Raw genomic sequence first — 26,575 nt, forward strand, 5'->3', positions numbered from 1 at the left:
GTGACGCCGATCACGCCGGGCCCACCCGTCCCGTCAGCTCGCGCCGGGCCCTCGCACGCCCCCGCGCCGGTAGGAGAGGGCGCTACCAGCGGGGCATCGCGGGTGTCACCCACTCCGGGTCGGCGATCCGCATGGCCGCGGCGTCGTCGCGATCCCGCAGAGCGCCGTCGTCGTCCAGCCACCGCCGGTGCAGCACGGCCAGCCGCTCGCGGTCGAGCTCCACGCCGAGGCCGGGCGCGTCGGACACGGCGACCTTGCCGCCCTCGAAGGTGAGCCGCTCGGTGAGGACGTCCTCGGACTGCCAGGGGTAGTGGGAGTCGCAGGCGTGGTGGAGGTCCGGGACGGTGGCGGCCACGTGGGTCATCGCGGCGAGCGAGATGCCCAGGTGGGTGTTGGAGTGCATCGACACGCCGACGCCGAAGGTGCGGCAGACGGCGGCGAGCTGCTGGGTGTTGCGCAGTCCGCCCCAGTAGTGGTGGTCGGAGAGCACGACCTGGACGGCGCCCCGGGTGAACGCCTCCTTGATCTCGGCGAAGGTCGTCACGCACATGTTGGTGGCGAGCGGCACCCCGGTCCGCTCGGCGACCTCGGCCATGGCGGGCGTGCCGAGCGCCGGGTCCTCCAGGTACTCCAGGACCTCGCCGAGCTCCCGGGCCACCTTCACGGACGTCTCCACGGACCAGGCGCCGTTCGGGTCGAGCCGCAGCGGGTGTCCCGGGAAGGCCTCGGCCAGCGCCCGTACGGCCGCGATCTCCTCGTCGGGCGGGAAGACACCGCCCTTGAGCTTGAAGGAGGTGAAGCCGTAGCGCTCCTTGAAGCGGCGGGCCTGCTCCACCACTCCCGCCGGGTCGACGGCGGCGCCCCAGTCGTCCTTCTCGGCCGGCACGCCCGCGGGGTGGCCGGCCCACTTGTAGAACAGGTAGGCGCTGTACTCGACAGCGTCGCGCACCTTGCCGCCGAGCAGCGTGTGCACGGGCAGTCCGAGCGCCTTGCCGAGGGCGTCCAGGCAGGCGACCTCGAAGCCGGAGACGACGGACAGCCGCAGCTTGTCGGCGGTCTGGACACCGCGCAGCCCCCCGACGTCCACGGCGTTCTCCACGCGGGAGGCGTCCACCGCTACCTGGTCAGCGACCGTGAACAGGCCGTTCAGATCACTGACCTGGCGGCCCTTCAGCCGCTCGGCGAAGGGCCGGGCCAGCTCCAGGTACTTGGCGTCGCCGTAGGTCTCCCCCACACCGGTGATCCCGTCCGCCGTGACGACCTCGACGATCAGCCGGGGCGTGTACGGCTGGTGCACGCCCTGGGTGTTCAACAGCGGCGGGTCCGCGACCAGGATCGGCGTCAGCCGTACGTCGGTGACGGCGAGGTTCACAGGGCGGCTCCCACGAGGTCGAGTCCGGCGGTGAGGACGGCGGTGAGGGCGGCCAGGTCGGCGGGCGAGGGGTCGGTGAGCGGGGCGCGCACCGGGCCCACGCGGTGGCCGCGGAGCCGGGCCGCCGCCTTCACCAGCGACACGGCGTACCCGGGGACGCGGTCGCGCAGTTCGACGAGCGGAACGTAGAAGTCGCGCAGCAGTTTGTCGACGGTGCCGTGGTCGCCCTCGCGCAGGGCGGTGAAGAAGGCGCCGGCGATCTCGGGGGCGAAGGCGTGGACGGCGGAGGAGTAGGCGGGGACGCCGACGGTGGCGTAGGCGCGGGCCTGGATCTCGGCGGTGGAGGCCCCGTTGAAGAACAGGAAGTCCTCGGGCGCGGCCAGTGTGAGGCGCTGCAGCCGGTCGAGGTCGCTGTGGCCGTCCTTGAGGCCGATGACGTTCGGCAGGGCGGCGATGCGCCGGAGGGAGCCGGCGGTGAAGGCGACCTGGCCGCGCTGGTAGGCGATGAGCGGCAGCGGGGTGCGGGCGGCGATCTGCTCCAGCTGGGCGACCAGTCCGTCCTGCGGGGCGGTGACGAGGTAGTGCGGCAGCACCAGGAGCGCGTCGGCCCCGGCGTCCTCGGCGATGCGCGCGAACCGGACGGCCTGCGCCCAGCCGTAGCCGGTGCCGGCGACGACGGGGACCCGTCCCGCCGCCTCCTCGACGGTGATGGTGACGACCTGCCGGTACTCGTCCTCGTCGAGCGAGAAGAACTCGCCGGTGCCGCAGGCCGGGAAGACGGCGCCGGGGGCGGCGGCGAGCCGCTCGGCGACGTAGGCGCGGAAGCCGTCCGGGTCGAGGGTGCCGTCGTCACGGAAGCTGGTCAGCGGGAACGACAGCACGCCGCCCGCCATCCCCTCCCGCAGCCGCCGCGCGACCGCCGCCGGTCCAGCGCTCACGGTCATCACCAGGTCATCTCCTTATGTAGACGTGATCTATGTATGAGAATGGAGGTTGAGTATGCGAACGTCAACCGCCCGGGCGGCCCGATTACCATCGGTGCATGTCAGACACAGGGGGCGTCCGCGAGGTGAAGTCCGCTGCGCGCACCGTCGAGCTGCTGGAACTCCTCGCCGCGCGCGCCGACCGTCCGGCCCGGCTCCAGGAGCTGGCCGACGCACTCGGCGTGCCGCGCAGCTCGATGTACGCGCTGCTGCAGACCCTGATCTCGCGCGGCTGGGTCCGCACCGACGTCACCGGATCCCTGTACGGCATCGGCATCCACGCCCTGCTCACCGGCACGGGCTACCTCGACTCCGACCCCCGGGTGCGGGCCGTACGGCCGTACCTCGACGAGGCGTCCGAGGCGCTCGGCGAGACCATCCACATGGGCCGGCTGGACGGCCGGGACGTGGCGTATCTGGCCACGCGGGAGTCGCACGAGTACCTGCGCACGATCAGCCGTGTGGGGCGGCGCCTGCCCGCGCACGTCGGCGCCCTCGGCAAGGCCCTGCTGGCGGAACGCCCGGACGGCGAGCTGCCCGAGGGGCCGTACGAGGCACTGACCCCGAACTCCCACACGAGTAGGGCGTCCCTGGCGGCCGACCTCGCGCAGATCCGGTCCCGCGGCTGGTCCGTGGACCGTGAGGAAGGCGTGAGCGGCATCGTCGGCTTCGGGTTCGCGCTGCGCTACGACACCCCGGCCCTGGACGCGATCAGCTGTTCGGTGCCGGTCGCCCGGCTCACGCCCGCACACGAGGAGCGGATTGTCGCCGTGATGCGGGAGATCCGGGCGAAGGCCGAGGCGACCGTTCCGGCGGCGCCCGGATCGGTGCACTGGCGTTAGCGAGAGCGCCGCCGACGCCTGACGAAGGGCACTCGTTTACCCGGGCATCACCACCCCAAACACAACGTGCTCCAGATCACACACCCCGGGCTCCCGTGTCCGACTACGTGCTTGATACAAATTGCTCGCGCGTTCCTGTCCGTCGACGGTCGTCGCCCAACCCCCCTTTTCCCCCGCTCCTTTCGCATGCCCTGGGAACGCCCGTGTTCGCCCCTCGCACCACTCCCTGGCCCCTCGTCGCCCTTTTCACGGCCGGGTACCTCGCTCCGTATCTGCTGCCCACCACCGTCGGCAGACTCGACTCGGACCTTCCGCTCTCCGCCACGCAGGCCGGTGCCGTCGGCAGCGCCCTGCTGCTGAGTTCGGCCGCCGCCGGATTCGTCCTGGCCTCCCGGGTCGAACGGGCCGGAGCCCGCACCCTCGCCCGGCTCGGCCTCGCCCTGGCCCTCCTCGGCTACGGCGGTGCCGCCCTGACCACCGCGATCCCCGCTGTCATCGCCGGCGCGATGATCGGCGGGTTCGGCTCCGGCACGGCCACCACCGTCGCCGCCACGCTCATCGCCGGTCAGAAGGATCCGCACCGGGCCTCCACGGCCGGGCTGCTCAGCGTCTCCGCCCTCGCGGGCGCCGTGTATCTGACGGTGCCGCACCTCGGCCCGGGGCACGGTCTGCCCCTGGCCGCGATCGCCCTCACGGCCCTGGCCGTGTGGCCGCTGACCGGCCACCTCCCCGCCGGAACGCCCGTCGCGCCCGCGCGGCAGGACAAGGCCCGGCTGCCGCACGCCCGTTCCGGGCTGGTGCTCGCCGCCGCCATGGTGTGCTGGTCGCTCGCCCAGAACTCCCTGTGGGGCGTGAGCGGACGCATCGGCCTGGAGCAGGCGCACCTCGGCGAGGCCACCGTCGGTGCCGTCTTCGCCCTCGGACTGGGCGCCGGGCTGGCCGGTGTCCTCGCGGCGGGCGCCCTCGGGGCCCGGCTGGGACGCGCCGTGCCCATCGGCGGCGGCACGGTTCTCATCGCCGCCTGCATCGCGCTCAGCGCCCGCGCGACCGACCTGGGGAGCTTCGCGGCCGGCGAGATCGCCTGGAACACGCTCTACCCGGTGGTGCTGTCGTATCTCATCGGGCTCGCCGCCTCGCTCGACCCGCGCGGCCGCTGGGCGGTCCTGGTCGGCTCGGCGTCCTCGCTGGGCACGGCCGCCGGACCGCTGACCGGCAGTGTGCTGTCGGCGCAGGCAGGGTTCCCGGTCATGGGCGCGGTGCTCGGCGCCGGGCTGCTGGTGATCGCCCTGCCGATGACGGCCGTCGCCCTGCACACCGGCGGGCGCCCGCTGCTGCCCGGCGCGATCCGCCGCCGCGGCGGACACCCGGCCGCCCTGGTCGCCGCCGCCACGGGCACGCCGACCGGCGCGGTTCCCGAGATCGGCGCCCCGGAGCAGCCGGTGGTGGAGATCTCGATGGAGGCCGCCGCCGTCCCCGCCCAGCGCGCCTACGGCAAGGCGGGGTCGGAGGCCCTCTGAGACCTGCCCTGAGCTACCCGAAGGTGTACGCCTCCACCTCGGCCAGATAGCGCGCCCGTAGCTCCTCGTCGTCCTCCAGGAACGAGGCGAGGAAGGAGTTGCGGGCGAGCTCCCGCAGCCGTTCCCCGGTGAGGCCGAGGGTGGCGCGCACGGCGTCGAAGTTGTCGCCGGCGTAGCCGCCGAAGTAGGCCGGGTCGTCGGAGTTGACCGTGCACATCAGGCCGGCGTCCAGCATGGCGGGCAGGGGATGGTCGGCGAGGGTGTCGACCGTGCGCAGCCGGACGTTGGACAGCGGGCACAGCGTCAGCGGCACCCGGTCGCGCACCAGCCGCTCCACCAGCGCCGGGTCCTCCACACAGCGCAGCCCGTGGTCGACCCGCTCGACGCCGAGGACGTCCAGCGCCTCGGTGATGTACTCGGGCGGGCCCTCCTCACCGGCGTGGGCGACCCGCCGCAGGCCGAGCGCGGCGGCGGCCTCGTAGACCTCGCGGAACTTCACGGGCGGATGCCCGACCTCGGCGGAGTCGAGGCCGACGCCGGTGATCCGGTCCAGGTACGGCTTGGCCGCGTCCAGCGTGGCCAGGGCCGACTCGGCGGACTCGTCGCGCAGGAAGCACAGGATCAGCCGGGTGGAGACCCCGTGGTTGGCCTCGCTGCTCCCGAGCGCCCGCCACAGCCCCTCGACGACCGTGCCGATGTCCAGCCCGCGGCTGGTGTGGGCCTGCGGGTCGAAGAAGATCTCCGCGTGCCGCACGCCCTGCGCGGCGGCCCGGGCGAGATAGGCGTTCGCCAGGTCCTCGAAGTCCCGCTCGGTACGCAGGACGGCCATGAGCTCGTAGTACAGGTTCAGGAAGGACTGCAGGTCCTCGAAGCGGTAGGCCTCGCGCAGCTCGTCCGTGTCGGCGTACGGCAGCGTGACGCCGTTGCGCGCGGCGAGCTCGAAGGCGAGTTCCGGTTCGAGGGTGCCTTCGATGTGAAGGTGCAGTTCGGCTTTGGGGAGGGACATCAATTCATCGTACGGCCGTTTCACCGACGCTTCGGAACCGGCACCCGCAACAGATCGTGCGCCACGCTCAGCTCACCGTCGAAGCCGGCGGCCCGGGCCTGCCGCTCGAACTCTCCCCCGGACTCCGTCCGGGAGATGCCCCCAGGGTCGGTGTAACGCTGGCTGAAGTGGGTCAGCACGAGGTGCCGCACGCCGCCGTCCCGGGCCACCCGAGCGGCCTGACCGGCTGTCAGGTGCCCGTGCTCGACGGCGAGTTGCTCGTGCTCGTCGAGGAAGGTCGACTCGATGACGAGCATGTCGCAGCCCTCGGCGAGCGCGTACACCCCGTCGCAGAGCCGGGTGTCCATGACGAACGCGAACCGCTGCCCGCGCCGCGTCTCGCTGACGTCGTCGAGTGAGACTCCGCCGAGTTCTCCCTCGCGCTGGATCCGGCCGACGTCCGGTCCCTTGATGCCGTGCGCGGCGAGCCGCTCGGGCAGCATGCGGCGGCCGTCGGGCTCGACGATCCGGTACCCGTACGACTCCACCGGGTGCGACAGCCTCCGCGCCTGGAGCGTGTAGCCGTCCGTACGGGCGAGGGGCCCGTCGGTGTCGACCGGGGCCTCGGTGATGCCGACCGTCTCGCGGTAGGCCGTGGCGTACCGGAGCCGGTCGAAGAAGCGCTGCCCGGAGCGGGGGTAGTGGGCGGTGATCTCGTGCGGGACCCGGTCCAGGTTGATGCGCTGGATGACACCGGCGAGGCCGAGGGAGTGGTCGCCGTGGAAGTGCGTGACGCAGATCCGGTTCAGGTCGTGCGCGGCGACCCCGGCGCGCAGCATCTGGCGCTGCGTACCCTCGCCCGGGTCGAACAGGATGCCCTCGCCGTCCCAGCGGAGCAGGTAGCCGTTGTGGTTGCGGTGCCGGGTCGGGACCTGGCTGGCGGTGCCGAGGACCACGAGTTCACGTACGGACAAGGCGGATTACCCCGGGGGCCATTCGAGGCCGCGGCCGCCGAGCACGTGACCGTGCACGTGCCAGACCGTCTGGCCGGCGCCGCTGCCCGTGTTGAAGACGAGGCGGTAGCTGTCGAGCTTCTCCTCGTCCGCTACGGCCTGGGCCTCGCGGAGCACGTCCGCGGTGAGCGCCGGGTCGGCGGCGAGGGCGGCGGCGCTCTCGTAGTGCGCCTTGGGGATGATCAGGACGTGCGTGGGGGCCTGGGGGTTGATGTCGCGGAACGCGATGGTCGTCTCCGTCTGCCGCACGATGGTCGCCGGGATGGTGCCCGCGACGATCTTGCAGAACAGGCAGTCTTCCTGGGGCTCCCCTGCCATTTTCCCTCCGGGGGTTGGCCGTGTCTCGGTCTTGCCGGGCATCGTATCGTCGTCGGGTGCGGGTGCCTTGTGGCTGGTCGCGCCCACGCGGCGGAGCCGCAGATCGATACAGCCCCGCGCCCTTTAAGCTGGCAGGCGTGGGGGCGTTTTGGCGGGTACTGCCTCCAGGCTTTCCAGTGCCAGTCGGATTGCTTCGTCCAGTTGGGTGTCATTGCCCGCCGCGTAGTCCTGGGGGCGTTGGACGATCTCCACATCCGGGTCCACGCCGTGGTTCTCCACGCCCCACTCGTAGCCCTCCAGCCAGAAGGCGTACTTGGGCTGGGTCACGAGGGTGCCGTCCACCAACCGGTAGCGGCTGTCGATGCCGATGACGCCGCCCCAGGTGCGGGTGCCGACGACCGGCCCGAGGCCCAGGGCCTTGATCGCGGCGTTGACGATGTCGCCGTCGGAGCCGGAGAACTCGTTGGCGACGGCTACGACGGGGCCGCGCGGGGCGTCCTCCGGGTAGCTGTAGGGGCGCATGCCGCGCGGGACGGCCCAGCCGACGATGCGGCGGGCCAGCTTCTCGACGACCAGTTGGGAGGTGTGACCGCCCCGGTTCTCACGGACGTCGACGACCAGACCCTCCCGGGCGACCTCGACACGCAGGTCGCGGTGGATCTGGGCCCAGCCGGGGGCCTGCATGTCCGGGACGTGGAGGTAGCCGAGGCGGCCGCCGGACTTCTCGTGGACGTAGGCGCGGCGGTCGGCGACCCAGGCGTGGTAGCGCAGGGGTTCCTCGTCGGCGACCGGGACGACGACGGCGTGCCGGGGGTCGCCGCCGCCGGACGGGGAGACGGTCAGCTCCACGGGCTTGTTCGCCGTGCCGATCAGCAGCGGGCCGGGCCCGGCGACCGGGTCGACCGGCTGTCCGGCGATCGCGAGGATGGCGTCCCCGGGGCGCACGGCCACACCGGGCGCGGCCAGCGGGCTGCGGGCGTCCGGGTCGGAGGTCTCCGAGGGCAGGATGCGATCGACGCGCCAACTGCCGTCCTCGTGGCGGGAGATGTCGGCGCCAAGCAGGCCCTGACGGTGGCCGCCGCCGTGCCCGCCGCGCGGGGTGACGTACGCGTGCGAGGTGCCCAGTTCGCCCTGGACCTCCCACAGCAGGTCGACCAGGTCGTCGTGGGTGGCGAGCCGCTCCATGACCGGACGGTAGCGGTCGAGGACGCCGGCCCAGTCGACGCCGCTCATGTCGGGCCGCCAGAAGTGGTCCCGCATGATGCGGCCGTTCTCGTCGAACATCTGGCGCCACTCGGCCGCCGGGTCGACGAGTTGGCGTACGCGACTCAGGTCGACGGTGATGTTGGTGTCGCTGTCGTCGTCGTTCGAGGCGCGCCGGTCGCTGGGGACGACCTTCAGCCGCCCGTCGGTCCACAGCAGCACCCGCTTGCCGTCGCCGCTGACGGCGAAGTGGTCGGCGTCGACGGCGAGATGCTCGACGCGCTGCTGGGCGAGGTCGTAGCGCTCCAGCTCGGACTTGGGTTCGGGGTCGTCCGGGGTGGCCCGGGAGGCGCCGAGCACGCCGGCGACCGGGTGACGCAGCCACAGGACGCCGTCCTTGGCGGCGCGCAGATTGGTGTACCGGGCGGCCTCGACCGGGAAGGGCACGATGCGGTCGGCGAGGCCGTCGAGGTCGATGCGGGTGGTGGGAGTGCCCTCGCTGTCGGGGGTCTCCTCCCGGTCGGGCGTCTCGAAGGAGCGGCCGTGCCGCTGCGGCCCGAACGGGGAGGGCGTGGTGGCGGCGAGGGTGATCAGATGCGGCCGGGCGCCCACCACGAAGGCCAGGTCGAAGACGTGCTCGTCGTAGACCGGGTCGAAGGAGCGGGTCGACAGGAACGCGAGGTGCTTGCCGTCCATCGTGAACGCGGGCGCGTAGTCCTGGAAGCGCAGCGGGGTGGCCTCGGTGACCGACAGGTCGGTGGTGTTGGCGAGCTTCAGCTGGCACAGGGGCCGGGGGCCGGGGTGGGACCAGGCCAGCCAGGACGAGTCGGGCGAGAAGACGAGGCCCGACGCATCGCCGTCCTCGCTGCGGTCGACCTCCCGCACCTCGCCCGTCTCCCGCTCCACCAGTAGCAGGCGCCCGTCGTGACAGGACACGGCGGCACGGCTGCCGTCGGGGGCCATGGCGAGGTCCAGCACCCGGCCGAGCTGCCCGGCGGCGAGCCGGCGGGGTGTCGCCCCCGGGGCGAGTCCGGTGGCGGGAGCGAACTCCAGGGCGTCGTCGCCCTCGGCGTCCGTCACCCACACCACCCATTCCTCGCCGTCCGCGCGGAACGTCCGCGGCAGCCGGGCCCGCACCCCGGGGGTGGCGGCCAGTGCGCGGGCCGGACCGGAGCGGTGGGTGACCCAGTGCACGGAACCGCGTACGGCGACCGCGCTGCCGCGTGCGGTGTGGTCCGGGGACGCCGACCCGAACCACCGGGAGGCGTTTACCGGGAACGGCTGCAGGTCGACGCGCTGTCCGCCCAGCCGCACGTCCAGCCGCCGCGGCTCGGCCCCCTCCAGGTCGTCCAGCACCCACAGCTCACCGGCGCTGGAGTAGACGACCCGGGTGCCGTCGGTCGCGGCGTGCCGGGCGTAGAAGCCGTCGAGAGGTGTGTGGCGGCGCAGGTCGGACCCGTCGGCGAGGGAGGAGTAGAGCGCTCCGGTGCCCTCGTGGTCGGAGAGGAAGGCGATCCGGTCGTCCACCCACAGCGGGTACTCGAGGTTGCCGTCGAGCTCCTCGTGCAGCCGCACGAACTGTCCGTCGTCCTCGGGGTCGATCCACAGCTTGCCCGCCGTACCGCCCCGGTACCGCTTCCACCAGGCGGCCTCCCGGCCCATCGGCGCGGACAGCAGCACCGTGTGCGGGCCGTAGGCGATGTCGCCGACGGGCCCGTAGGGCAGGGTGGTGGCCGGGCCGCCGTCCAGCGGGACGGCACGCGCCCAGGTGCGGCGCAGGCTCGCCTGCCCCTGGGTGCTGATCGCCAGGACCTCGCCGTCCGGGGTCCAGCCGCGCACCTGCGTCTTGAGACTCCCCCAGTACGTCAGCCGCTTGGCCGGACCGCCGTCGACCGGGGCGATGAGCACCTCGGGGGCGCCGTCTCTCGTGGAGGTCCAGGCGACCGTGGTGCCGTCGGGCGAGATACGGGGCTGGGTCACCGGCATGTTGTCGGCGCTGACCCGCCAGGCCCGGCCGCCGTCGAGCGGCGCGAGCCACACGTCGTCCTCGGCGGTGAAGGCGACCAGGTCGCCGTGCACATGGGGGAACCGGAGGTAAGCAGGCGATGTCACCTGATCACCCTATGCAGGGACGACGCCGCGCGGACAGTGTTCGGATCACTTGCCCTCGACGGGACGGCAGTCCGGGTACCGCTCGCACCAGATGGTCTGCGTGACGGTCACGGTGACGGTCGGCCCGGGCCGCCCGTTCGGGGACCCGCCGACGGGGGGCGGGCTGGTGGAGCCGCAGTCGCCGAGCCCGTCGACCTCGAACCACACCTTGCCGTCCACCTTGGCGGTGATGTTCCCGCGTACACAGGCACCGTCCACCGCGTGGGTGACCTTGCCGTCGACGGTGATCTCCTTGCCGTCGTCGGTCTCGCCCTCGCAGTCGACGGCCGCGACGGTCCGCTCACGCGCCGAGGGGGACGACTTCTGGCCGCTCTCCCCGTAGGACGCGGTGCACGTGAGCCAACGCACGCCCGCCTTCTGCCGGTTGAGCTCCTTGGTCACGGCCTCGTCGGTGGTGTACGCGACGGACGCGGCGCTGACGCTGCCGGGCTCGCAGGCGACAGCGCCGCCCACCGCCACCACGGCGAACGTCGCCGCGACCGCCACCCGCCGACCGCGCGGCCCCAGCCGATTCCTCCTGAAAACCCCCATGGAGGGGAGCCTGCCACTGACGGGGGCCGCACGGTAGGGCGCAAAGGCGTCAGCCGCGCAGCAGCAGCCACTCCTGGAGTTCCACCAAGTTGCCCTCGGGGTCCTTGAGATACGCCACCCGCATCCGGTCCGTCATGGGCACGGGGCCGTGCAGAACCGTCGCGCCGCGCATCGTGATCTCCTCGCAGTACGCGTCCAGTCCGTCCACCCGCAGCACGACCAGGGAGCGGTGGCCCGCCGCCGTGTCGCCCAGTTCGTCGAGCATCTCGGCCATCACCGACCGGTCCTGCAACGCGATCCCCGCGGAGCCCACCGCGGGGCTGAACTTCTCGTACGGCCCCCGCGCCGCCCCCGACTGCGGTTTGAGGCCGAGGACCTCGCCGTAGAAGCGGTAACAAGCCGAGAAGTCGGTCACGAGCAGACGGACCTGTGCGAGTTCCACGGTGCCTCCAAGGTGGTCAGGACCAGCGTCCGGTGCGTGCCAGGAGTACGGCCGCGGCGGCCGTCCCGGCAGTCGATGTGCGCAGCACGCTGCGCCCGAGGTGGTACGCCTTCGCCCCCGCCTCCTCGAACAGCGCCAGTTCCTCCGGCGCCACGCCCCCCTCGGGCCCCACGACCAGCACGATGTCGCCGGTGGACGGCAGTTCGGCCGTCGCCAGCGGCGCGTCCCCGCTCTCGTGCAGCACGGCGGCGAACTCCGCCCCCGCCAGCAGGACGGCGACCTGTTTGGTCGTAGCCGCCTCCGCCACCTCCGGGAAGCGCACCCGGCGGGACTGTTTGCCGGCCTCCCGGGCCGTCGCCCGCCACTTGCCCAGCGCCTTCGCCCCGCGTTCGCCCTTCCACTGCGTGATGCAGCGCGCCGCCGCCCACGGCACGATCGCGTCGACGCCGACCTCGGTCATCGTCTCGACGGCGAGCTCCCCCCGGTCGCCCTTGGGCAGCGCCTGGACGACGGTGACCCAGGGCTGCTCCGCAGGCTCCTCGTGCACCGACTCCAGCTGGAGGATGAGCCGGTCCTTGCCTTCCGTGTCGAGCACGACGCAGTCCGCCCAGCGGCCGGACCCGTCCGTGAGGACGACGTCCTCACCGGCCCGCAGCCGCTTCACGGAGACGGCGTGCCTGCCCTCCGGCCCGTCGAGGACGTACCGGCCGCCACCGCCCGCGTCGAAGTGCTCGACCACGAACACCGGCGCGGTCACAGCACGCCTCCACCCGTCAACGAGGCCCGGGCGGTGGCCAGTTCCCCGGCCAGTACCTCCACGAGCTGCCCGGCGGGCAGTTCCCGCGCCATCCGGTGCCCCTGCCCGGCCCACAGCGCCATGCCCTGCGCGTCACCGGCCTTGGCGGCGGCCTTGCGCAGCGGCGCGGTGAGGTGGTGGATCTCGGGGTAGGCGGGCGGCGCGTACGGGCCGTGCTCGCGCAGGAACCGGTTGACGAGGCCGCGCGCGGGCCGCCCGGAGAACGCCCGGGTCAACTCCGTGCGGACGAACAGGGGGTTGGTCAGCGCCTGCTTGTGCAGGGCGTTCGCGCCCGACTCGTGGGTGGCGAGGAAGGCGGTGCCCAGCTGGGCCGCGCTCGCGCCCGCCGCGAGGACGCCGGCGATCTGGCCGCCGCGCATGATGCCGCCGGCGGCGACGATCGGGATGCTCACGGCCTCGCGGACCTGGGCGATCAGCGACAGCAGTCCGATGCCGGAACCGTCGGTCTCGGGAATGTCCCGGTGCGTGCCCTGGTGGCCGCCTGCTTCGACGCCCTGGGCGATGACCCCGTCCGCACCCGCCCGCTCGACGGCCCGGGCCTCGTCGGGGGTGGTCGCGGCGGCCAGGACGAAGGTGCCGACGCGGTGCAGGGCGTCGACGATCTCACGGCTCGGGACGCCGAAGTGGAACGACACCACCGGCACGGGGTTGTCGCGCAGCACCACGAGCTTGGCCTCGAAGCCGTCGTCGCGTCCGCTGTCCGGATCGCCGAGCTCGGCCTCGTACCAGGTGGCCTCGCCGGCCAGCTGGTGGGCGTAGACGTCGACGGCGGCGGGGTCGGCGTACTCCGGCTGCGGCATGAAGACGTTGACGCCGAAGGGCCTGCCGGTGAGGCTCCGGATCTGCTTGATCTCCTGGTACATCCCGTCGGCGGTCTTGTACCCGGCGGCGAGGAATCCGAGCCCGCCCGCTTCGCACACGGCGGCGGCGAGCTGCGGCACGGAGACGCCGCCCGCCATGGGGGCCTGCACGATCGGGAGGGGGAAGAGATCGGTCAGTGCGGAGGACATGACCGCATGTTGTCACGTCCTCCGAACAACCCCGAAACCGGCCTGCCGACTGGCATAGACCAGAAGCACGCTCGCTTTCAGCGACCGTTGAACGCGTCCTTCAGCCTGGAGAACAACCCCTGCTGCCCCGGCTGACCGTGCCCGCCCGGGGGACGACCCCCGAACCCCCGGCAGCAACCGAACCACCCGCCTCAGCGACCGTTGAACGCGTCCTTCAACCTGGAGAACAACCCCTGCTGCCCCGGCTGACCGTGCCCGCCCGGGGGACGACCCCCGAACCCCCGGCAGCAACCGAACCACCCGCCTCAGCGACCGTTGAACGCGTCCTTCAACCTGGAGAACAACCCCTGCTGCCCCGGCTGACCGTGCCCGCCCGGGGGACGACCCCCGAACCCCCGGCAGCAACCGAACCACCCGCCTCAGCGACCGTTGAACGCGTCCTTCAACCTGGAGAACAACCCCTGCTGTCCCGGCTGGAACTGGCCCGTGGGCCGTTCCTCGCCGCGGAGCTTGGAGAGCTCTCGGAGCAGGCGCTCCTGCTCGGGGTCGAGCTTGCTCGGGGTCTGGACCTCGACGTGGACGATGAGGTCGCCGCGTCCGCCGCCGCGCAGGTGCGTGACACCGCGGCTGTGCAGCGGGATCGACTGGCCGGACTGGGTGCCCGGGCGGATGTCGACCTCCTCCAGGCCGTCCAGCGTCTCCAGCGGCACCTTCGTGCCGAGGGCGGCCGCCGTCATCGGGAGCGTGACCGTGCAGTGCAGGTCGTCGCCGCGCCGCTGGAACTGCGAATGGGGCAGTTCGTGGATCTCGACGTACAGGTCACCCGCGGGACCACCGCCGGGGCCGACCTCGCCCTCACCGGCGAGCTGGATGCGCGTGCCGTTGTCGACACCGGCCGGGATCTTCACCGTGAGCGTGCGGCGGGAGCGGACGCGGCCGTCGCCGGCGCACTCCGGGCACGGCGTCGGGACGACCGTGCCGAAGCCCTGGCACTGCGGGCAGGGGCGGGAGGTCATGACCTGGCCCAGGAAGGACCGGGTGACCTGCGAGACCTCACCGCGGCCGCGGCACATGTCACACGTCTGGGCGGAGGTGCCCGGGGCCGCGCCCTCACCGTTGCAGGTGTTGCACACGACGGCCGTGTCGACCTGGATGTCCTTCGTCGTACCGAAGGCCGCCTCGTCGAGCTCGATTTCGATACGGATCATCGCGTCCTGGCCGCGGCGGGTGCGCGAGCGCGGTCCGCGCTGCGACGCCGTGCCGAAGAACGCGTCCATGATGTCCGAGAAGTTCCCGAACCCACCGGCTCCGAAGCCGCCCGCGCCGCCGCCGGCCTGCGAGAGCGGGTCGCCGCCGAGGTCGTAGACCTGCTTCTTCTGCGGGTCCGACAGCACCTCGTAAGCGGCGTTGATCTCCTTGAACCGCTCCTGGGTCTTCGGATCGGGGTTGACGTCCGGGTGCAGCTCGCGCGCGAGCCGCCGGAAGGCCTTCTTGATCTCTTCCTGCGACGCGTCGCGGCGCACGCCGAGTACGGCGTAGTAGTCCGTGGCCACTACGACTCCGCCAGGATCTGTCCGACGTACCGTGCCACTGCGCGTACCGCTCCCATCGTTCCCGGGTAGTCCATGCGGGTCGGTCCGACCACGCCGAGCTTGGCGAGTGCCTCGCCGCCCGAACCGTAGCCGACCGACACGACGGACGTGGAGTTGAGTCCTTCGTGGGCGTTCTCGTGACCGATCCGTACGGTCACGCCCGGATCCTGCGCCTCGCCGAGCAGCTTCAGGAGCACCACCTGCTCCTCCAGCGCCTCCAGCACCGGCCGGATCGTGAGGGGGAAGTCATGCCCGAAGCGCGTCAGATTGGCGGTGCCGCCGATCATCAGCCGCTCCTCGTTCTCCTCGACGAGCGTCTCCAGGAGTGTGGAGAGCACCGTAGAGACCGTACCCCGGTCCTCGTGCTCGAACGCCTCCGGGAGATCCTCCACCAGACTCGGCACATCCGCGAAACGGCGGTTCGCCACCCGGCTGTTGAGCCGCGCGCGCAGATCCGCGAGCGAGGCGTCGCCGAAGGGAGCCGGGCAGTCGACCACACGCTGCTCGACCCGCCCGGTGTCCGTGATCAACACGAGCATCACGCGTGCGGGCGCGAGGGAGAGCAGCTCCACGTGCCGCACGGTCGAGCGGGTGAGCGACGGGTACTGCACGACGGCGACCTGGCGCGTGAGCTGCGCGAGCAGCCGTACCGTACGCGCCACGACGTCGTCGAGGTCGACGGCACCCTCGAGGAAGTTCTGGATCGCGCGCCGCTCGGGCGCGGTCATCGGCTTGACGCCGGCGAGCTTGTCGACGAACAGCCGGTAGCCCTTGTCGGTGGGGATGCGCCCGGCGCTGGTGTGCGGCTGGGCGATGTACCCCTCGTCCTCGAGGGCCGCCATGTCGTTGCGGACGGTGGCCGGGGAGACGCCGAGGCTGTGCCGCTCGGTGAGGGCCTTGGAGCCCACCGGCTCCTCGGTGCCGACGTAGTCCTGGACGATGGCGCGCAGCACCTGAAGCCTGCGTTCACTGAGCATCGCGCACACCTCCAGATGTCTCGTCTGCTGCCCTGCCGGTCCGGCCTGGCACTCTGCGCGTGCGAGTGCCAGCATTCCCCGGCCCAGTGTACGGCGGTGGGGTACACCCCCGGCAAGGCTGGTCGTACGGCGCCGTGCCCCGAGCGGGGCACACCGCTAGCGTCGCCGTATGACGGTGACTTGGGAAGACCTCGGATGGGAGCGCGTGGCCACCGGGGTGGGGCGGTGCCGGCTGCCGGTGTGGGACTGCACGGCGGGGCTGGTCGCCGGTGAGGGCGCGGTCCTCGTGATCGACGCGGGGTCGAGCCTCGCCGAGGGCGCGAAGGTGCGCGCGCAGGCGCGGGCGCTCACCGGTCACCGTGTGACGCATCTCGCGCTGACGCATCCGCACTTCGACCATGTCTTCGGAGCGGCGGCGTTCACCGACGCGGAGGTGTTCGGCGCGGTGGGCGTGGACGCGGTGCTGACACGGGCGCGGGACCGGGAGGAGCTGCGCGCGGACGCGGTACGCAACGGCCTGGCGGCGCCCACGGCCGAGGAGGCGGCGCAGCGGCTGGCCCCGCCCGGCCACCTGGTCTCCGGCGAGTGGACCCTCGACCTGGGCGGCGGCCGGCAGGTGCTGCTGGCGAACGTCGGCCCGGGGCACACCGCGCACGACCTGGCGGTGCTGGTGCCGGGTGATCCGGAGGTGGTGTTCTGCGGTGACCTGGTCGAGGAGTCCGGCGAGCCCCAGGCGGGCCCCGACGCGGTGGCGTCGCACTGGCCGGCCGCCCTGGACCGGCTGCTCGACCTGGGCGGCGAGGACGCGGTGTACGTGCCCGGTCACGGAGCGGTGGTGGACGCGGCGTTCGTGCGGGCGCAACGGGACGCGCTGGCGGCGCGTTTCGGCGTGTCGCGGTGATCGCCGTTCGCCTTCTCCTATCGTCATTCGAATGCGCCAGTACTCCGCTGACCTGACCCCGCCGTGGAAGAAGCCGAAGCCGGCGCCCGAGGTCGCGGCGGAGCCGGGCCTGGTGGTGGAGGAGCCGGGGACCGGCTTCTGCGGCGCGGTGATCCGCTGCGAGGCGGGCACGGTGACCCTGGAGGACCGCTTCGGCAAGCACCGGGTCTTCCCCCTGGAGCCGCGCGGCTTCCTGCTGGAGGGCAGGGTGGTGACCCTCGTCCGCCCCGCGCCGGGCGGCCCCGCGCGTCCCAGCCGCACGGCCTCCGGCTCGGTGGCCGTGCCCGGCGCGCGTGCCCGCGTGGCCCGCGCCGGCCGCATCTACGTCGAGGGCCGCCACGACGCCGAGCTGGTGGAGAAGGTGTGGGGCGACGACCTGCGCATCGAGGGCGTGGTCGTGGAGTACCTGGAGGGCGTCGACGACCTCCCCTCGATCGTGGAGACCTTCGCCCCCGGCCCGGACGCCCGCCTCGGCGTCCTGGTCGACCATCTGGTCCCAGGCTCGAAGGAGTGGCGCATCGCCCAGTCCGTCACCAGCGACCACGCCCTGGTCGTCGGCCACCCCTACATCGATATCTGGGAGGCGGTTAAACCGTCGTCCCTGGGCATCGGCTCCTGGCCACGGGTACCGCGCGGTCAGGACTGGAAGACGGGCGTGTGCCGCGCCCTGGGCTGGCCGGAGAAGACGGGGGCGGCCTGGCAGCGGATCCTGTCGGGGGTCCACTCGTACAAGGACCTGGAGCCGGAACTGCTGGGCAGAGTGGAAGAGCTGATCGACTTCGTGACTGCGTAGCTGCGGGCATGCGTGCCGCCCCCGCTGCGGGCATGCGTGCCGCCAGAGGCGGCACGGGTGGGCGCAGCGGCACCCCGCTACGCCGGGCTGCGCAACGCCCCGCCCTCAGCACCGACGCCGAGCACCTCAGTCCACGAGATCGCGCACGACCCCGTCCGCCAGCAACCGCCCGCGCAGAGTGAGCACAGCCCGCCCTTCCCCGTACGAAGCTTCCTGGAGCAGTCCGTCCGACAAGGCCTTGCGCGAGGCAGCAAGCCCCTCCTCCCGCAGCAGCGACAACGGCACGCCCTCCCTGAGCCGCAGCTCCAGCAGAATCCGCTCGACCCGCCGGTCCTCCGCCGAGAGGACCTCGCGCCCGGCCCCCGGCGACCTCCCCGAAGCCAGCGCAGCCGCGTACGCCCCCGGATGCTTCACGTTCCACCACCGCACCCCGCCCACATGACTGTGCGCACCTGGCCCGGCCCCCCACCAGTCGGCTCCCCGCCAGTACAGCTCGTTGTGCAGGCATCGCCCGGCCTGCGAGGTCGCCCAGTTCGACACCTCGTACCACTCGAAGCCCGCGCCGGAGAGCACCTCGTCCGCGATCAGGTAGCGGTCGGCGTGCACGTCGTCGTCCGTCATGGGCACCTCACCCCGACGGATCCGACGGGCCAGCTGCGTCCCCTCCTCGACGATCAACGCGTAGGCGCTGACATGGTCCGGCCCGGCGCCCAGCACCGCGTCCAGCGACGCCCGCCAGTCGTCGTCGGACTCACCCGGTGTGCCGTAGATCAGGTCGAGGTTCACATGCTCGAAGCCGGCCCCCCGGGCCTCCGCCACACACGCCTCGGGCCGCCCCGGCGTATGCGTGCGGTCCAGGACCTTCAGCACATGCTGCCGCGCGCTCTGCATCCCGAAGGAGATCCGGTTGAAGCCCCCTTCGCGCAGCGTCGCCAGATACGCGGGATCGACCGACTCGGGATTCGCCTCCGTCGTGACCTCGGCGTCCTCCGCCAGCCCGAACTCGTCGCGGACGGCCCGCAGCATCCGTACGAGATCACCGGCGTCCAGCAGCGTGGGCGTACCCCCGCCCACGAACACCGTGCGGACCGGCCGCGGATCGTCGCCCAGTACCTTGCGCGCCAGCCGGACCTCGTCGGCCAGCGTCTCGGCGTAGTTGTCGCGGGACGCGAGGACGCCGCCGGTGCCGCGCAGCTCGGTCGCGGTGTACGTGTTGAAGTCGCAATAGCCGCAGCGGGTCGCGCAGTACGGAACGTGCAGGTAGAACCCGAGCGGACGGTCGGCGGCCCCGGCGAGCGCGGACGCGGGCAGCGCGCCGTCGTCGGGGACGGGCTGACCGTCGGGGAGTGCGGAAGGCATGCCTTCCATTGTCCAGCACCCGTGCGGTCAGTCCGCCTGGAGCACCAGCAGGGCGAGATCGTCCGCCGGGGGCCGTGCCCCGAACTCGTGCACCAGCCGTTTGATACGCTCGGCTATCAGCTCCGCGTCCAGCCCGGCGCACCCGGCCAGCGCCGCCGCGAGCCCGTCCCCGTCGTCGAACTGGCGGGAGCCGCAGCGGCGCTCGGTCACCCCGTCGGTGACGCACAGCAGCGTGTCGCCGGAGCGCAGCTCGAAGGTCTCGCTGGTGTAGGTGGCGTCCTCGACGACGCCGAGGAGGGTCTGGGGCTGTGCGCACGTGTGGACCTCGCCGCCCGCCCCGAGCAGCAGCGGCAGCGGGTGCCCGGCGGAGGCGACGGTGCAGCGGACGCCGCCGTCGAAGGGCGCCAGCTCGCCGTAGAGCAGGGACAGGAAGCGCGTCTGGGGACCGTCGCCGGGCGGGGTCGGCCGCGCGCCCGCCGCCACCAGCGCCCGGGCCGCCGCGTCCGCGGCCTCCGTGGCGTCGTCGAGCAGCAGCTGGTTGAGGCGGTCGAGGACGTCGGCGACCCGGTAGCCCTCGCGGGCCAGCAGCCGCAGCCAGGGCCGGGCGAGGCCGATCACGACGGCCGCCTCGGGCCCCTTGCCCTGGACGTCGCCGACGGCGAAGCACCAGCGGCCGTCGCCGGCCGGGAACAGGTCGTAGAAGTCGCCGCTCGGCCCGCCCTTGTCGCACGGCTCGTAGACGAGGGCGCTGCGCATACCGGGGATCTCGGCCACGGCGCCGGGCAGCAGTCCGCGCTGGAGGATGGCGCTGATGGTGGCCTGGCGGGCGTACTGGCGGGCGGCGCCGATGGCGAGGGCCACCCGGCGGCTGAGGTCCTCGACGAGGCCGGTGATCTCGTCGGGGAAGCCGGCCGTCCCGGAGCGCCCGATGACGAGGGTGCCCAGCGGGCGTCCCCCGGCGACCAGCCGGTATGCGAGGGCCGAGCCGGGCTCGCCGTCACCGAGCGCCTCACCGGGCCAGGGGTAGTCGACGGGCCCGGACCTTCCCCGCTCCCGGCCGCGCTCGAAGGGGGACGCCCCTGTCGGGTCGAACGGCTGCGGCGGCTCCTTCTCCAGGGTGCGGCGCAACTCCTCGATACGGTTCTCGCTGCCGTGCCAGACCCGGGCGAGGCGCGGTCCGCCCAGGCCGGCTCCGCCGCTCCAGCCGCCGCCGGTGGCCTCGTCCTCCAGCCAGACCGCGCACCAGTCGGCCAGCCGGGGCACGATCAGCTGCCCGGCGAGGGCCGCGACCAGATCCTCGTCGAGCTGCCCGGCGAGCAGGTCGGAGGCCTCGGCGAGGAAGGAGAGGGCGCCGCGGCCGAGCCAGGCGCCGTCGGGCCCGTCGCGTCCGTCGCGGTTCTCGAGCCGGTCCCGCCAGTCCCGGAGGTCGTTCCAGTCACGCAGACCACCGTCCTCCCGTAAGTCGGGCCAGTCCCGTGCCTCTCCGCCCTCCCGCGAGTCCCACGTCTCTCCGCCCTCACGCAGGTCCCACGGCTCTCCCCCGCGACGCCAGGCCCGTACGGCCTCCCCCACCTCGGCGCCCGGGCGCGGTTCGGGCGCCAGGATCTGCGCCACCCGCAGGCCGCGCGCCAGCGTGTGCTCCCCGGCGTAGGCCTCGATCTGCTCGCCCGCCGCGCACCCCCCGGCGGGCAGCCGCGCCCACACGGTCTTGCGGCCCGTGCGGTACGTGATCCCCCACGCCTCGGAGAGCGCGCCGACGAGCCGCAGGCCACGCCCGTACTCGGGGGTGTCGTGCGGTGTCTCCGGCTCGCTGCCGCGGGGTGCGCGCGAGGGATGGTGGTCGCAGACCTCGACGACGAGCGCGGCCGTGTCCGGGGCGTCGCCGCCTTCCAGCCGGCACTCCATCTCGACGTCGGTGCCGGCGTGTACGACGGCGTTGGTGACGAGTTCGCTGACGACGAGCGCGGCGTCGTCGGCGAGGCGGTCGGTGAGGTGCCCGGCGCCGGGCAGGGCGAGCCCGGCCCACTCGGTGAGCGCCGCGCGCACCAGGGCGCGGGCGGCGCCCGGCGCGAGGCAGCTGCCGGACAGGGTCGCGCGCGCCCGCGCATCCTTCGGCGCGTGCGCCTCCGCAGTGGGTGCGGGCTCCTCGGAAACGGGCCCCTCCTGGACGGGCACGGGCGTCTCCCCAGCGTGTGCAGGCGCCTCTGAGGCACGGGAAGCGGTCTCCCGTTGCGTCGGAATGGCCCCCATGGACAGCTCCCCGGGCAGTTCGTACGAATACGCCACAGTCGATGCCGACAGAGTGACAGACTGACCGCGCCCATAAGCGCGGAGTTACCGAAGTGGGCCGCCATGAGTGAGAACAGTGCTACTCCTGTGGTCGAAGACCGGTACGAAGACGGTCAGATTCGTGCATCCGATCTGCGTCCCCTGCTCGCCGCCATGACAGCCGCACGCGACGGTGACTTCACCAAGGTGCCGGAATCCGGCCACGGGATGGTGGCCGAACTCACCTCGGTCTTCAACCAGATCATGGACCGCGGCGTCCACTTCACCTCCGAGGTGCAGCGCGTCAGACGGGAGCTGGTGCGCCACGGCCGGCTCGACGAGCGGCTCTCGGCCAGCCCGGGCCAGGGCCTGTGGACGTCCCGGGTCAACGACGTGAACCAGCTGCTCGACGCCCAGGTCGCCCCGGCGGCGAACGCCACCCGCGTGCTGGACGCGGTGGCCGGCGGCGATCTGACCCAGCGGGTCGATCTGCACGACGGGACGCGGCAGTTACGCGGCGATCTGCGGCGTCTGGGCCGGGCCGTGAACAAGATGGTGGACCAGCTGTCCCTGTTCACCGGCGAGGTGACGCGGGTCGCCCGCGAGGTCGGCACCGAGGGGCGGCTCGGCGGCCGGGCCAAGGTGCAGGGGCTGTCGGGCAGTTGGCGGGACGTGACAGAGGCCGTCAACACCATGGCGTCGCGGCTGACGGCCCAGGTGCGGGACATCGCGGCGGTGGCGCGCGGCGACCTGACCCGCACGGTCACGGTGGAGGCGACCGGCGAGCTGCTGGAGCTGAAGCTGACCGTCAACACGATGGTCGACCAGCTGTCCGCCTTCGCCGACGAGGTATCCCGCGTGGCCCGCGAGGTCGGCTCCGAGGGCCAGCTCGGCGGCCAGGCCCGGGTCGAGGGCGTCTACGGCACCTGGAAGCGCCTGACGACGAACGTCCGCCTTCCGCGGCTACGCGACCGGCGCCGCCGGCCCCCCACCAAGCCCTTCGACCCCTGGGTCCTCAGGGCCAAGGTCAGCGTCTTCCTGGACCTCCACCGCAAAGGAAGAGAGGTGGAACGCCTGAGGACGGAGATCCAGGACCTCAAAACGCCGAGCAGGGGAACGTGGTTAGGGCGCGGGGCTGTATCAATGTGCGGCTCCGCCGCGTGGGCGCGACGAGCCACAGCGGGCCCGCCAGCCGCCACACAGCCCCCGCCGCCCCCCTACGCCTCGCGAGACCCGTCGTACATCTCCTCGATCAGATGCTTGTACTCCCGCTCCACAACGGGCCGCTTCAGCTTCAGGCTCGGCGTGATCTCACCATGCTCGACATCGAGGTCACGCGGCAGAAGACGGAACTTCTTGATGGTCTGCCACCTCTGAAGCCCCTCGTTGAGCTGCTTCACATACCCGTCGACCATCTCGACGGTCACCGGCGCGGCGACGATCTCCGCGTACGGCTTCCCCTCGAGCCCGTTGTCCTTGGCCCACTCGGTGATCGCGACCTCGTCCAGCGCGATGAGCGCCGTGCAGAAGTTCCGGTCGGCCCCGTGCACCAGGATGTTCGACACGTACGGGCACACCGCCTTGAACTGCCCCTCGACCTCCGCCGGGGCGATGTACTTGCCGCCCGAGGTCTTGATGAGGTCCTTCTTGCGGTCGGTGATCCGCAGGTACCCGTCGGGCGACAGCTCCCCGATGTCCCCGGTGTGGAACCAGCCGTCCGACTCCAGCACCTCGGCGGTCTTGTCGGGCAGATTGTGGTAGCCCTCCATGATGCCCGGGCCCCGCAGCAGGATCTCCCCGTCGTCCGCGATCCGCACCTCCGTGCCGGGCAGCGGCTTGCCGACCGTGCCGGTGCGGTAGGCCTCGCCCGGGTTCACGAAGGACGCCGCCGAGGACTCGGTCAGGCCGTAGCCCTCCAGGATGTGGATGCCGGCGCCCGAGAAGAAGTAGCCGATCTCCGGTGCGAGCGCGGCGGAGCCGGAGACGCATGCCCGCAGGTTCCCGCCGAAGGCCTCGCGGATCTTGGCGAACACCAGCGCGTCGGCCACCTTGTGCTTCGCACCCAGCCCGAACGGCACGGACGCGGTCCCGGTCCGCCGGAAGTTGTCCTGCGAGACCTTCGCGTACTCGCGGGCCACCTCCGCCGCCCACTGGAAGATCTTGTACTTGGCGCCGCCGCCCGCGCGGGCCTTGGCGGCCACGCCGTTGTAGACCTTCTCGAAGATGCGGGGCACGGCCGCCATGTACGTCGGCTGCACCACCGGCAGATTCTCGATGATCTTGTCGACCCGGCCGTCCACGGCGGTGACGTGCCCGACCTCGATCTGCCCGGAGGTCAGCACCTTGCCGAAGACGTGCGCGAGGGGCAGCCACAGGTACTGCACGTCCTCGGTGCTGACCAGCCCGGTCGCGGCGATCGCCTTCGCCATGTACGACCAGTTGTCGTGCGGCAGGCGCACGCCCTTGGGGCGGCCGGTGGTGCCGGAGGTGTAGATGAGGGTGGCCAGCTGGTCCTTGGTGATCGCGCCGACCCGCTCCCTGACCAGGTCGGGGTCCTTCTCCAGCCGGGCCGTGCCGCGCTTTTCCAGCTCGTCCAGGGTGAGGATCCAGTCGGCGGTCTCGACACCGGCCGCGTCGATCACCACGACATGCGTCAGCTCGGGCAGCTCGGCGCGCTTCTCCTTGGCCTTGGCCAGCTGCTCGGCGTTCTCCGCGATCAGCACCCGGCTCTCGGAGTCCGACAGGATGTACGCGGACTCGTCGGCGTTGGTCTGCGGATACACCGTGGTCGTGGCGGCGCCGGCGCACATGATGCCGAGGTCGGCGAGGATCCACTCGATCCGGGTGCCGGCGGCGAGGGCGACGCGCTGCTCGGGCCGCACGCCCAGCTCGATGAGGCCTGCCGCGATGGCGTAGACCCGCTCGGCGGCCTGCGCCCAGTTCAGCGACTTCCACTCGTCCGGCCCCTGGCCCGCGGGCGACGGGACCGGATACCGATAGGCCTCGGCGTCCGGCGTGGCCGCCACGCGCTCCAGGAAGAGGCCCGCAACGGACGGCGGACGGTTCTCGATCAGGGTCTGTGTGTCGCTCACGACATCCTCCGGGGCCCGCGACGGTGCGGCTGGCTCAGGTGCGGCTGGTTTTCACTCACGAGGTGCAGGTCACGAGCCGTTGTTTAACTCGCGAGTAACTATCGAGCAGGGATCAGAGTAAAGGGCGACCGGCCCCTGCGTAAGGGTCCGCGGCCTGTCACTTCGTACTAAGAGCTACCCCGCGTGCGCACAGGGGCCCGCCGCACTTTCGCACGACGAGCCCCTGTTCTACCCGGATTGTGGTGTGACCCGCGGTAATCCGTGATTACTTCTTGCCCTTGCCCGACCCCGCGCTGTCATCGCTCGACAGGACGGCGATGAAGGCCTCCTGCGGAACCTCTACGGAACCCACCATCTTCATCCGCTTCTTGCCTTCCTTCTGCTTCTCCAGCAGCTTCCGCTTGCGGGAGATGTCACCGCCGTAGCACTTGGCGAGGACGTCCTTGCGGATGGCGCGGATGGTCTCGCGGGCGATGACCCGGGAGCCGATGGCGGCCTGGATGGGCACCTCGAAGGCCTGCCGCGGGATGAGCTCGCGCAGCTTGGCGACGAGCCGCACACCGTAGGCGTACGCCGCGTCCTTGTGCGTGATCGCCGAGAAGGCGTCGACCTTGTCGCCGTGCAGCAGGATGTCGACCTTGACCAGGCTGGAGGTCTGCTCACCGGTGGGCTCGTAGTCGAGCGAGGCGTAGCCGCGGGTCTTGGACTTCAGCTGGTCGAAGAAGTCGAAGACGATCTCGGCGAGCGGGAGCGTGTAGCGGATCTCGACGCGGTCCTCGGACAGGTAGTCCATGCCGAGCAGGGTGCCCCGCCGGGTCTGGCACAGCTCCATGATCGAGCCGATGAACTCGCTGGGCGCCAGGATGGTGGCCCGCACGACCGGCTCGTAGACCTCCGAGATCTTGCCCTCGGGGAACTCGCTGGGGTTGGTGACGATGTGCTCGGTGCCGTCCTCCATGAGGACGCGGTACACCACGTTCGGCGCGGTGGCGATGAGGTCGAGGCCGAACTCGCGCTCCAGCCGCTCCCGGATGACGTCCAGGTGCAGCAGGCCGAGGAAGCCGACACGGAAGCCGAAACCGAGGGCGGCGGAGGTCTCCGGCTCGTAGACCAGCGCGGCGTCGTTGAGCTGGAGCTTGTCCAGGGCCTCGCGCAGCTCGGGGTAGTCCGAGCCGTCCAGCGGATACAGGCCCGAGAAGACCATGGGCTTGGGGTCCTTGTAGCCGCCGAGCGCCTCCTCGGCCCCCTTGGACTGACTGGTGACGGTGTCACCGACCTTGGACTGGCGGACGTCCTTCACGCCGGTGATGAGGTAGCCCACCTCGCCCACGCCGAGCCCGTCGGCGGAGAGCATCTCGGGGGAGTTCGTCCCGATCTCCAGCAGCTCGTGGGTGGCGTTGGTGGACATCATCCGGATGCGCTCGCGCTTGTTGAGCTGCCCGTCGATGACTCGTACATACGTCACGACACCGCGGTAGGAGTCGTAGACGGAGTCGAAGATCATGGCGCGGGCGGGCGCGTCCTTGACGCCGACCGGGGCCGGGACCTCGGCGACGACCTTGTCGAGCAGCGCCTCGACGCCCAGGCCGGTCTTGGCGGAGACCTTCAGCACGTCGTCGGGGTCACAGCCGATGAGGTTGGCGAGCTCCTCGGAGAACTTCTCCGGCTGGGCGGCCGGCAGGTCGATCTTGTTCAGCACAGGGATGATCTTGAGGTCGTTCTCCATCGCCAGGTACAGGTTGGCGAGGGTCTGGGCCTCGATGCCCTGGGCCGCGTCGACGAGGAGCACGGTGCCCTCGCAGGCCGCGAGCGACCGGGAGACCTCATAGGTGAAGTCGACGTGCCCCGGGGTGTCGATCATGTTGAGGATGTGCGTGTCGTTCTTGTCATGGGTGGGGGCCCACGGCAGACGCACCGCCTGTGACTTGATCGTGATGCCACGCTCGCGCTCGATGTCCATGCGGTCGAGGTACTGGGCGCGCATCTGCCGCTGCTCGACCACTCCGGTCAGCTGGAGCATCCGGTCGGCGAGCGTGGACTTGCCGTGGTCGATGTGCGCGATGATGCAGAAGTTGCGGATCAGAGCCGGATCGGTACGGCTCGGCTCGGGCACGTGGCTGGGGGTCGCGGGCACGCAGGGTCCTGATTCTTGAGGCGTCCGCAGTGTCTGCGGTCTCGGGTCGGATCGATACGTAGCCTCCATGGTCCCATGGGTGGGGACCACGGACGGGTTTGGGCCGCGCGAGGGGCCGCTGGTAGCCTGGGTGGCTGTGCCTCATGCCCTCTCGCAGGAGGCACGACCTCAAGAAATCACCCGGTACGGGAATCGTGCGGTGTCCGTGCGCTCTC

General features: G+C 72.0%; 20 protein-coding genes and 1 pseudogene. 5 read left to right on the forward strand and 16 right to left on the reverse strand.

Annotated features, from left to right (window positions below):
* Window positions 1-82: 82 nt before the first annotated feature.
* Together CEB94_RS13545 and CEB94_RS13550 are read right to left on the reverse strand one after the other, a co-directional pair.
* Entirely contained in the window at window positions 83-1,372 is a 1,290-nt protein-coding gene (locus tag CEB94_RS13545; protein WP_175432466.1) for a glucarate dehydratase family protein, read from the reverse strand.
* Window positions 1,369-2,316 carry a 5-dehydro-4-deoxyglucarate dehydratase gene (locus CEB94_RS13550; protein WP_175432467.1) on the reverse strand — a complete coding sequence of 316 codons (948 nt, stop codon included), beginning with the start codon at window positions 2,314-2,316 and terminating at the stop codon, window positions 1,369-1,371. The genes CEB94_RS13545 and CEB94_RS13550 overlap by 4 nt, the downstream gene beginning before the upstream one ends.
* A gap of 98 nt (window positions 2,317-2,414) precedes the next feature.
* On the opposite strand from CEB94_RS13550, the gene CEB94_RS13555 reads away from it, so the two are divergent.
* The gene (locus CEB94_RS13555; RefSeq protein WP_175432468.1) at window positions 2,415-3,197 is read left to right on the forward strand and encodes an IclR family transcriptional regulator; all 783 of its coding nucleotides are present in this window, start codon (window positions 2,415-2,417) and stop codon (window positions 3,195-3,197) included.
* A 203-nt stretch (window positions 3,198-3,400) separates the two neighbouring features.
* On the forward strand, window positions 3,401-4,714 hold the full coding sequence (locus CEB94_RS13560; protein WP_175432469.1) for an MFS transporter: 1,314 nt from the start codon (window positions 3,401-3,403) through the stop codon (window positions 4,712-4,714).
* A gap of 13 nt (window positions 4,715-4,727) precedes the next feature.
* Here CEB94_RS13560 and CEB94_RS13565 read toward each other — a convergent pair whose 3' ends face one another.
* From CEB94_RS13565 to hrcA, 10 genes are all read right to left on the reverse strand, one after another.
* Entirely contained in the window at window positions 4,728-5,720 is a 993-nt protein-coding gene (locus CEB94_RS13565; RefSeq protein WP_175432470.1) for an adenosine deaminase, read from the reverse strand.
* A gap of 20 nt (window positions 5,721-5,740) precedes the next feature.
* Window positions 5,741-6,673, reverse strand: coding sequence for a ribonuclease Z (locus CEB94_RS13570; protein WP_175432471.1), 933 nt, complete (start codon window positions 6,671-6,673; stop codon window positions 5,741-5,743).
* A gap of 6 nt (window positions 6,674-6,679) precedes the next feature.
* Entirely contained in the window at window positions 6,680-7,030 is a 351-nt protein-coding gene (locus CEB94_RS13575) for a histidine triad nucleotide-binding protein (RefSeq protein ID WP_175432472.1), read from the reverse strand.
* A gap of 123 nt (window positions 7,031-7,153) precedes the next feature.
* The gene (locus CEB94_RS13580; protein ID WP_175432473.1) at window positions 7,154-10,345 is read right to left on the reverse strand and encodes a S41 family peptidase; all 3,192 of its coding nucleotides are present in this window, start codon (window positions 10,343-10,345) and stop codon (window positions 7,154-7,156) included.
* A gap of 45 nt (window positions 10,346-10,390) precedes the next feature.
* Window positions 10,391-10,936: a hypothetical protein gene (locus CEB94_RS13585; RefSeq protein ID WP_175432474.1), complete on the reverse strand. Its 546-nt coding sequence runs from the start codon at window positions 10,934-10,936 to the stop codon at window positions 10,391-10,393.
* Between the two features lie 49 nt (window positions 10,937-10,985).
* Window positions 10,986-11,378 (reverse strand): VOC family protein, encoded by a 393-nt coding sequence (locus CEB94_RS13590; RefSeq protein WP_175432475.1) that lies wholly within the window; start codon window positions 11,376-11,378, stop codon window positions 10,986-10,988.
* A gap of 16 nt (window positions 11,379-11,394) precedes the next feature.
* Entirely contained in the window at window positions 11,395-12,135 is a 741-nt protein-coding gene (locus CEB94_RS13595; RefSeq protein ID WP_175432476.1) for a 16S rRNA (uracil(1498)-N(3))-methyltransferase, read from the reverse strand.
* Entirely contained in the window at window positions 12,132-13,205 is a 1,074-nt protein-coding gene (locus tag CEB94_RS13600; RefSeq protein ID WP_175432477.1) for a nitronate monooxygenase, read from the reverse strand. The genes CEB94_RS13595 and CEB94_RS13600 overlap by 4 nt, the downstream gene beginning before the upstream one ends.
* A gap of 419 nt (window positions 13,206-13,624) precedes the next feature.
* Window positions 13,625-14,758: a molecular chaperone DnaJ gene (gene dnaJ, locus CEB94_RS13605; RefSeq protein WP_175432478.1), complete on the reverse strand. Its 1,134-nt coding sequence runs from the start codon at window positions 14,756-14,758 to the stop codon at window positions 13,625-13,627.
* A complete protein-coding gene (hrcA, locus tag CEB94_RS13610; RefSeq protein WP_175432479.1) occupies window positions 14,758-15,774 on the reverse strand; it encodes a heat-inducible transcriptional repressor HrcA in 1,017 nt (338 codons plus the stop codon). Before hrcA ends, dnaJ begins: the two co-directional genes overlap by 1 nt.
* Window positions 15,775-15,943: 169 nt before the next feature.
* Here hrcA and CEB94_RS13615 point away from each other — a divergent pair, with 169 nt between their 5' ends.
* Together CEB94_RS13615 and CEB94_RS13620 are read left to right on the forward strand one after the other, a co-directional pair.
* A complete protein-coding gene (locus tag CEB94_RS13615) occupies window positions 15,944-16,675 on the forward strand; it encodes an MBL fold metallo-hydrolase (RefSeq protein ID WP_175432480.1) in 732 nt (243 codons plus the stop codon).
* A gap of 31 nt (window positions 16,676-16,706) precedes the next feature.
* On the forward strand, window positions 16,707-17,507 hold the full coding sequence (locus CEB94_RS13620; protein ID WP_175432481.1) for a DUF3097 domain-containing protein: 801 nt from the start codon (window positions 16,707-16,709) through the stop codon (window positions 17,505-17,507).
* Between the two features lie 126 nt (window positions 17,508-17,633).
* Here the strand turns inward: CEB94_RS13620 and hemW are convergent, their stop codons facing one another.
* Together hemW and CEB94_RS13630 are read right to left on the reverse strand one after the other, a co-directional pair.
* Window positions 17,634-18,866: a radical SAM family heme chaperone HemW gene (hemW, locus tag CEB94_RS13625; RefSeq protein ID WP_175432482.1), complete on the reverse strand. Its 1,233-nt coding sequence runs from the start codon at window positions 18,864-18,866 to the stop codon at window positions 17,634-17,636.
* A gap of 27 nt (window positions 18,867-18,893) precedes the next feature.
* Complete coding sequence (locus tag CEB94_RS13630; protein ID WP_175432483.1) at window positions 18,894-21,116, reverse strand: SpoIIE family protein phosphatase; 2,223 nt, start codon at window positions 21,114-21,116, stop codon at window positions 18,894-18,896.
* A gap of 102 nt (window positions 21,117-21,218) precedes the next feature.
* Here CEB94_RS13630 and CEB94_RS13635 point away from each other — a divergent pair.
* Window positions 21,219-22,085 (forward strand): annotated as a pseudogene (locus tag CEB94_RS13635) (HAMP domain-containing protein); the annotation flags it as partial.
* A 266-nt stretch (window positions 22,086-22,351) separates the two neighbouring features.
* Here the strand turns inward: CEB94_RS13635 and CEB94_RS13645 are convergent.
* Both CEB94_RS13645 and lepA read right to left on the reverse strand, forming a co-directional pair.
* Window positions 22,352-24,226 carry an AMP-dependent synthetase/ligase gene (locus tag CEB94_RS13645; RefSeq protein ID WP_175432484.1) on the reverse strand — a complete coding sequence of 625 codons (1,875 nt, stop codon included), beginning with the start codon at window positions 24,224-24,226 and terminating at the stop codon, window positions 22,352-22,354.
* A 265-nt stretch (window positions 24,227-24,491) separates the two neighbouring features.
* Entirely contained in the window at window positions 24,492-26,360 is a 1,869-nt protein-coding gene (gene lepA, locus CEB94_RS13650) for a translation elongation factor 4 (RefSeq protein ID WP_175432485.1), read from the reverse strand.
* Window positions 26,361-26,575 lie beyond the last annotated feature (215 nt).

Source organism: Streptomyces hawaiiensis (assembly GCF_004803895.1).
GTDB lineage: Bacteria > Actinomycetota > Actinomycetes > Streptomycetales > Streptomycetaceae > Streptomyces > Streptomyces hawaiiensis.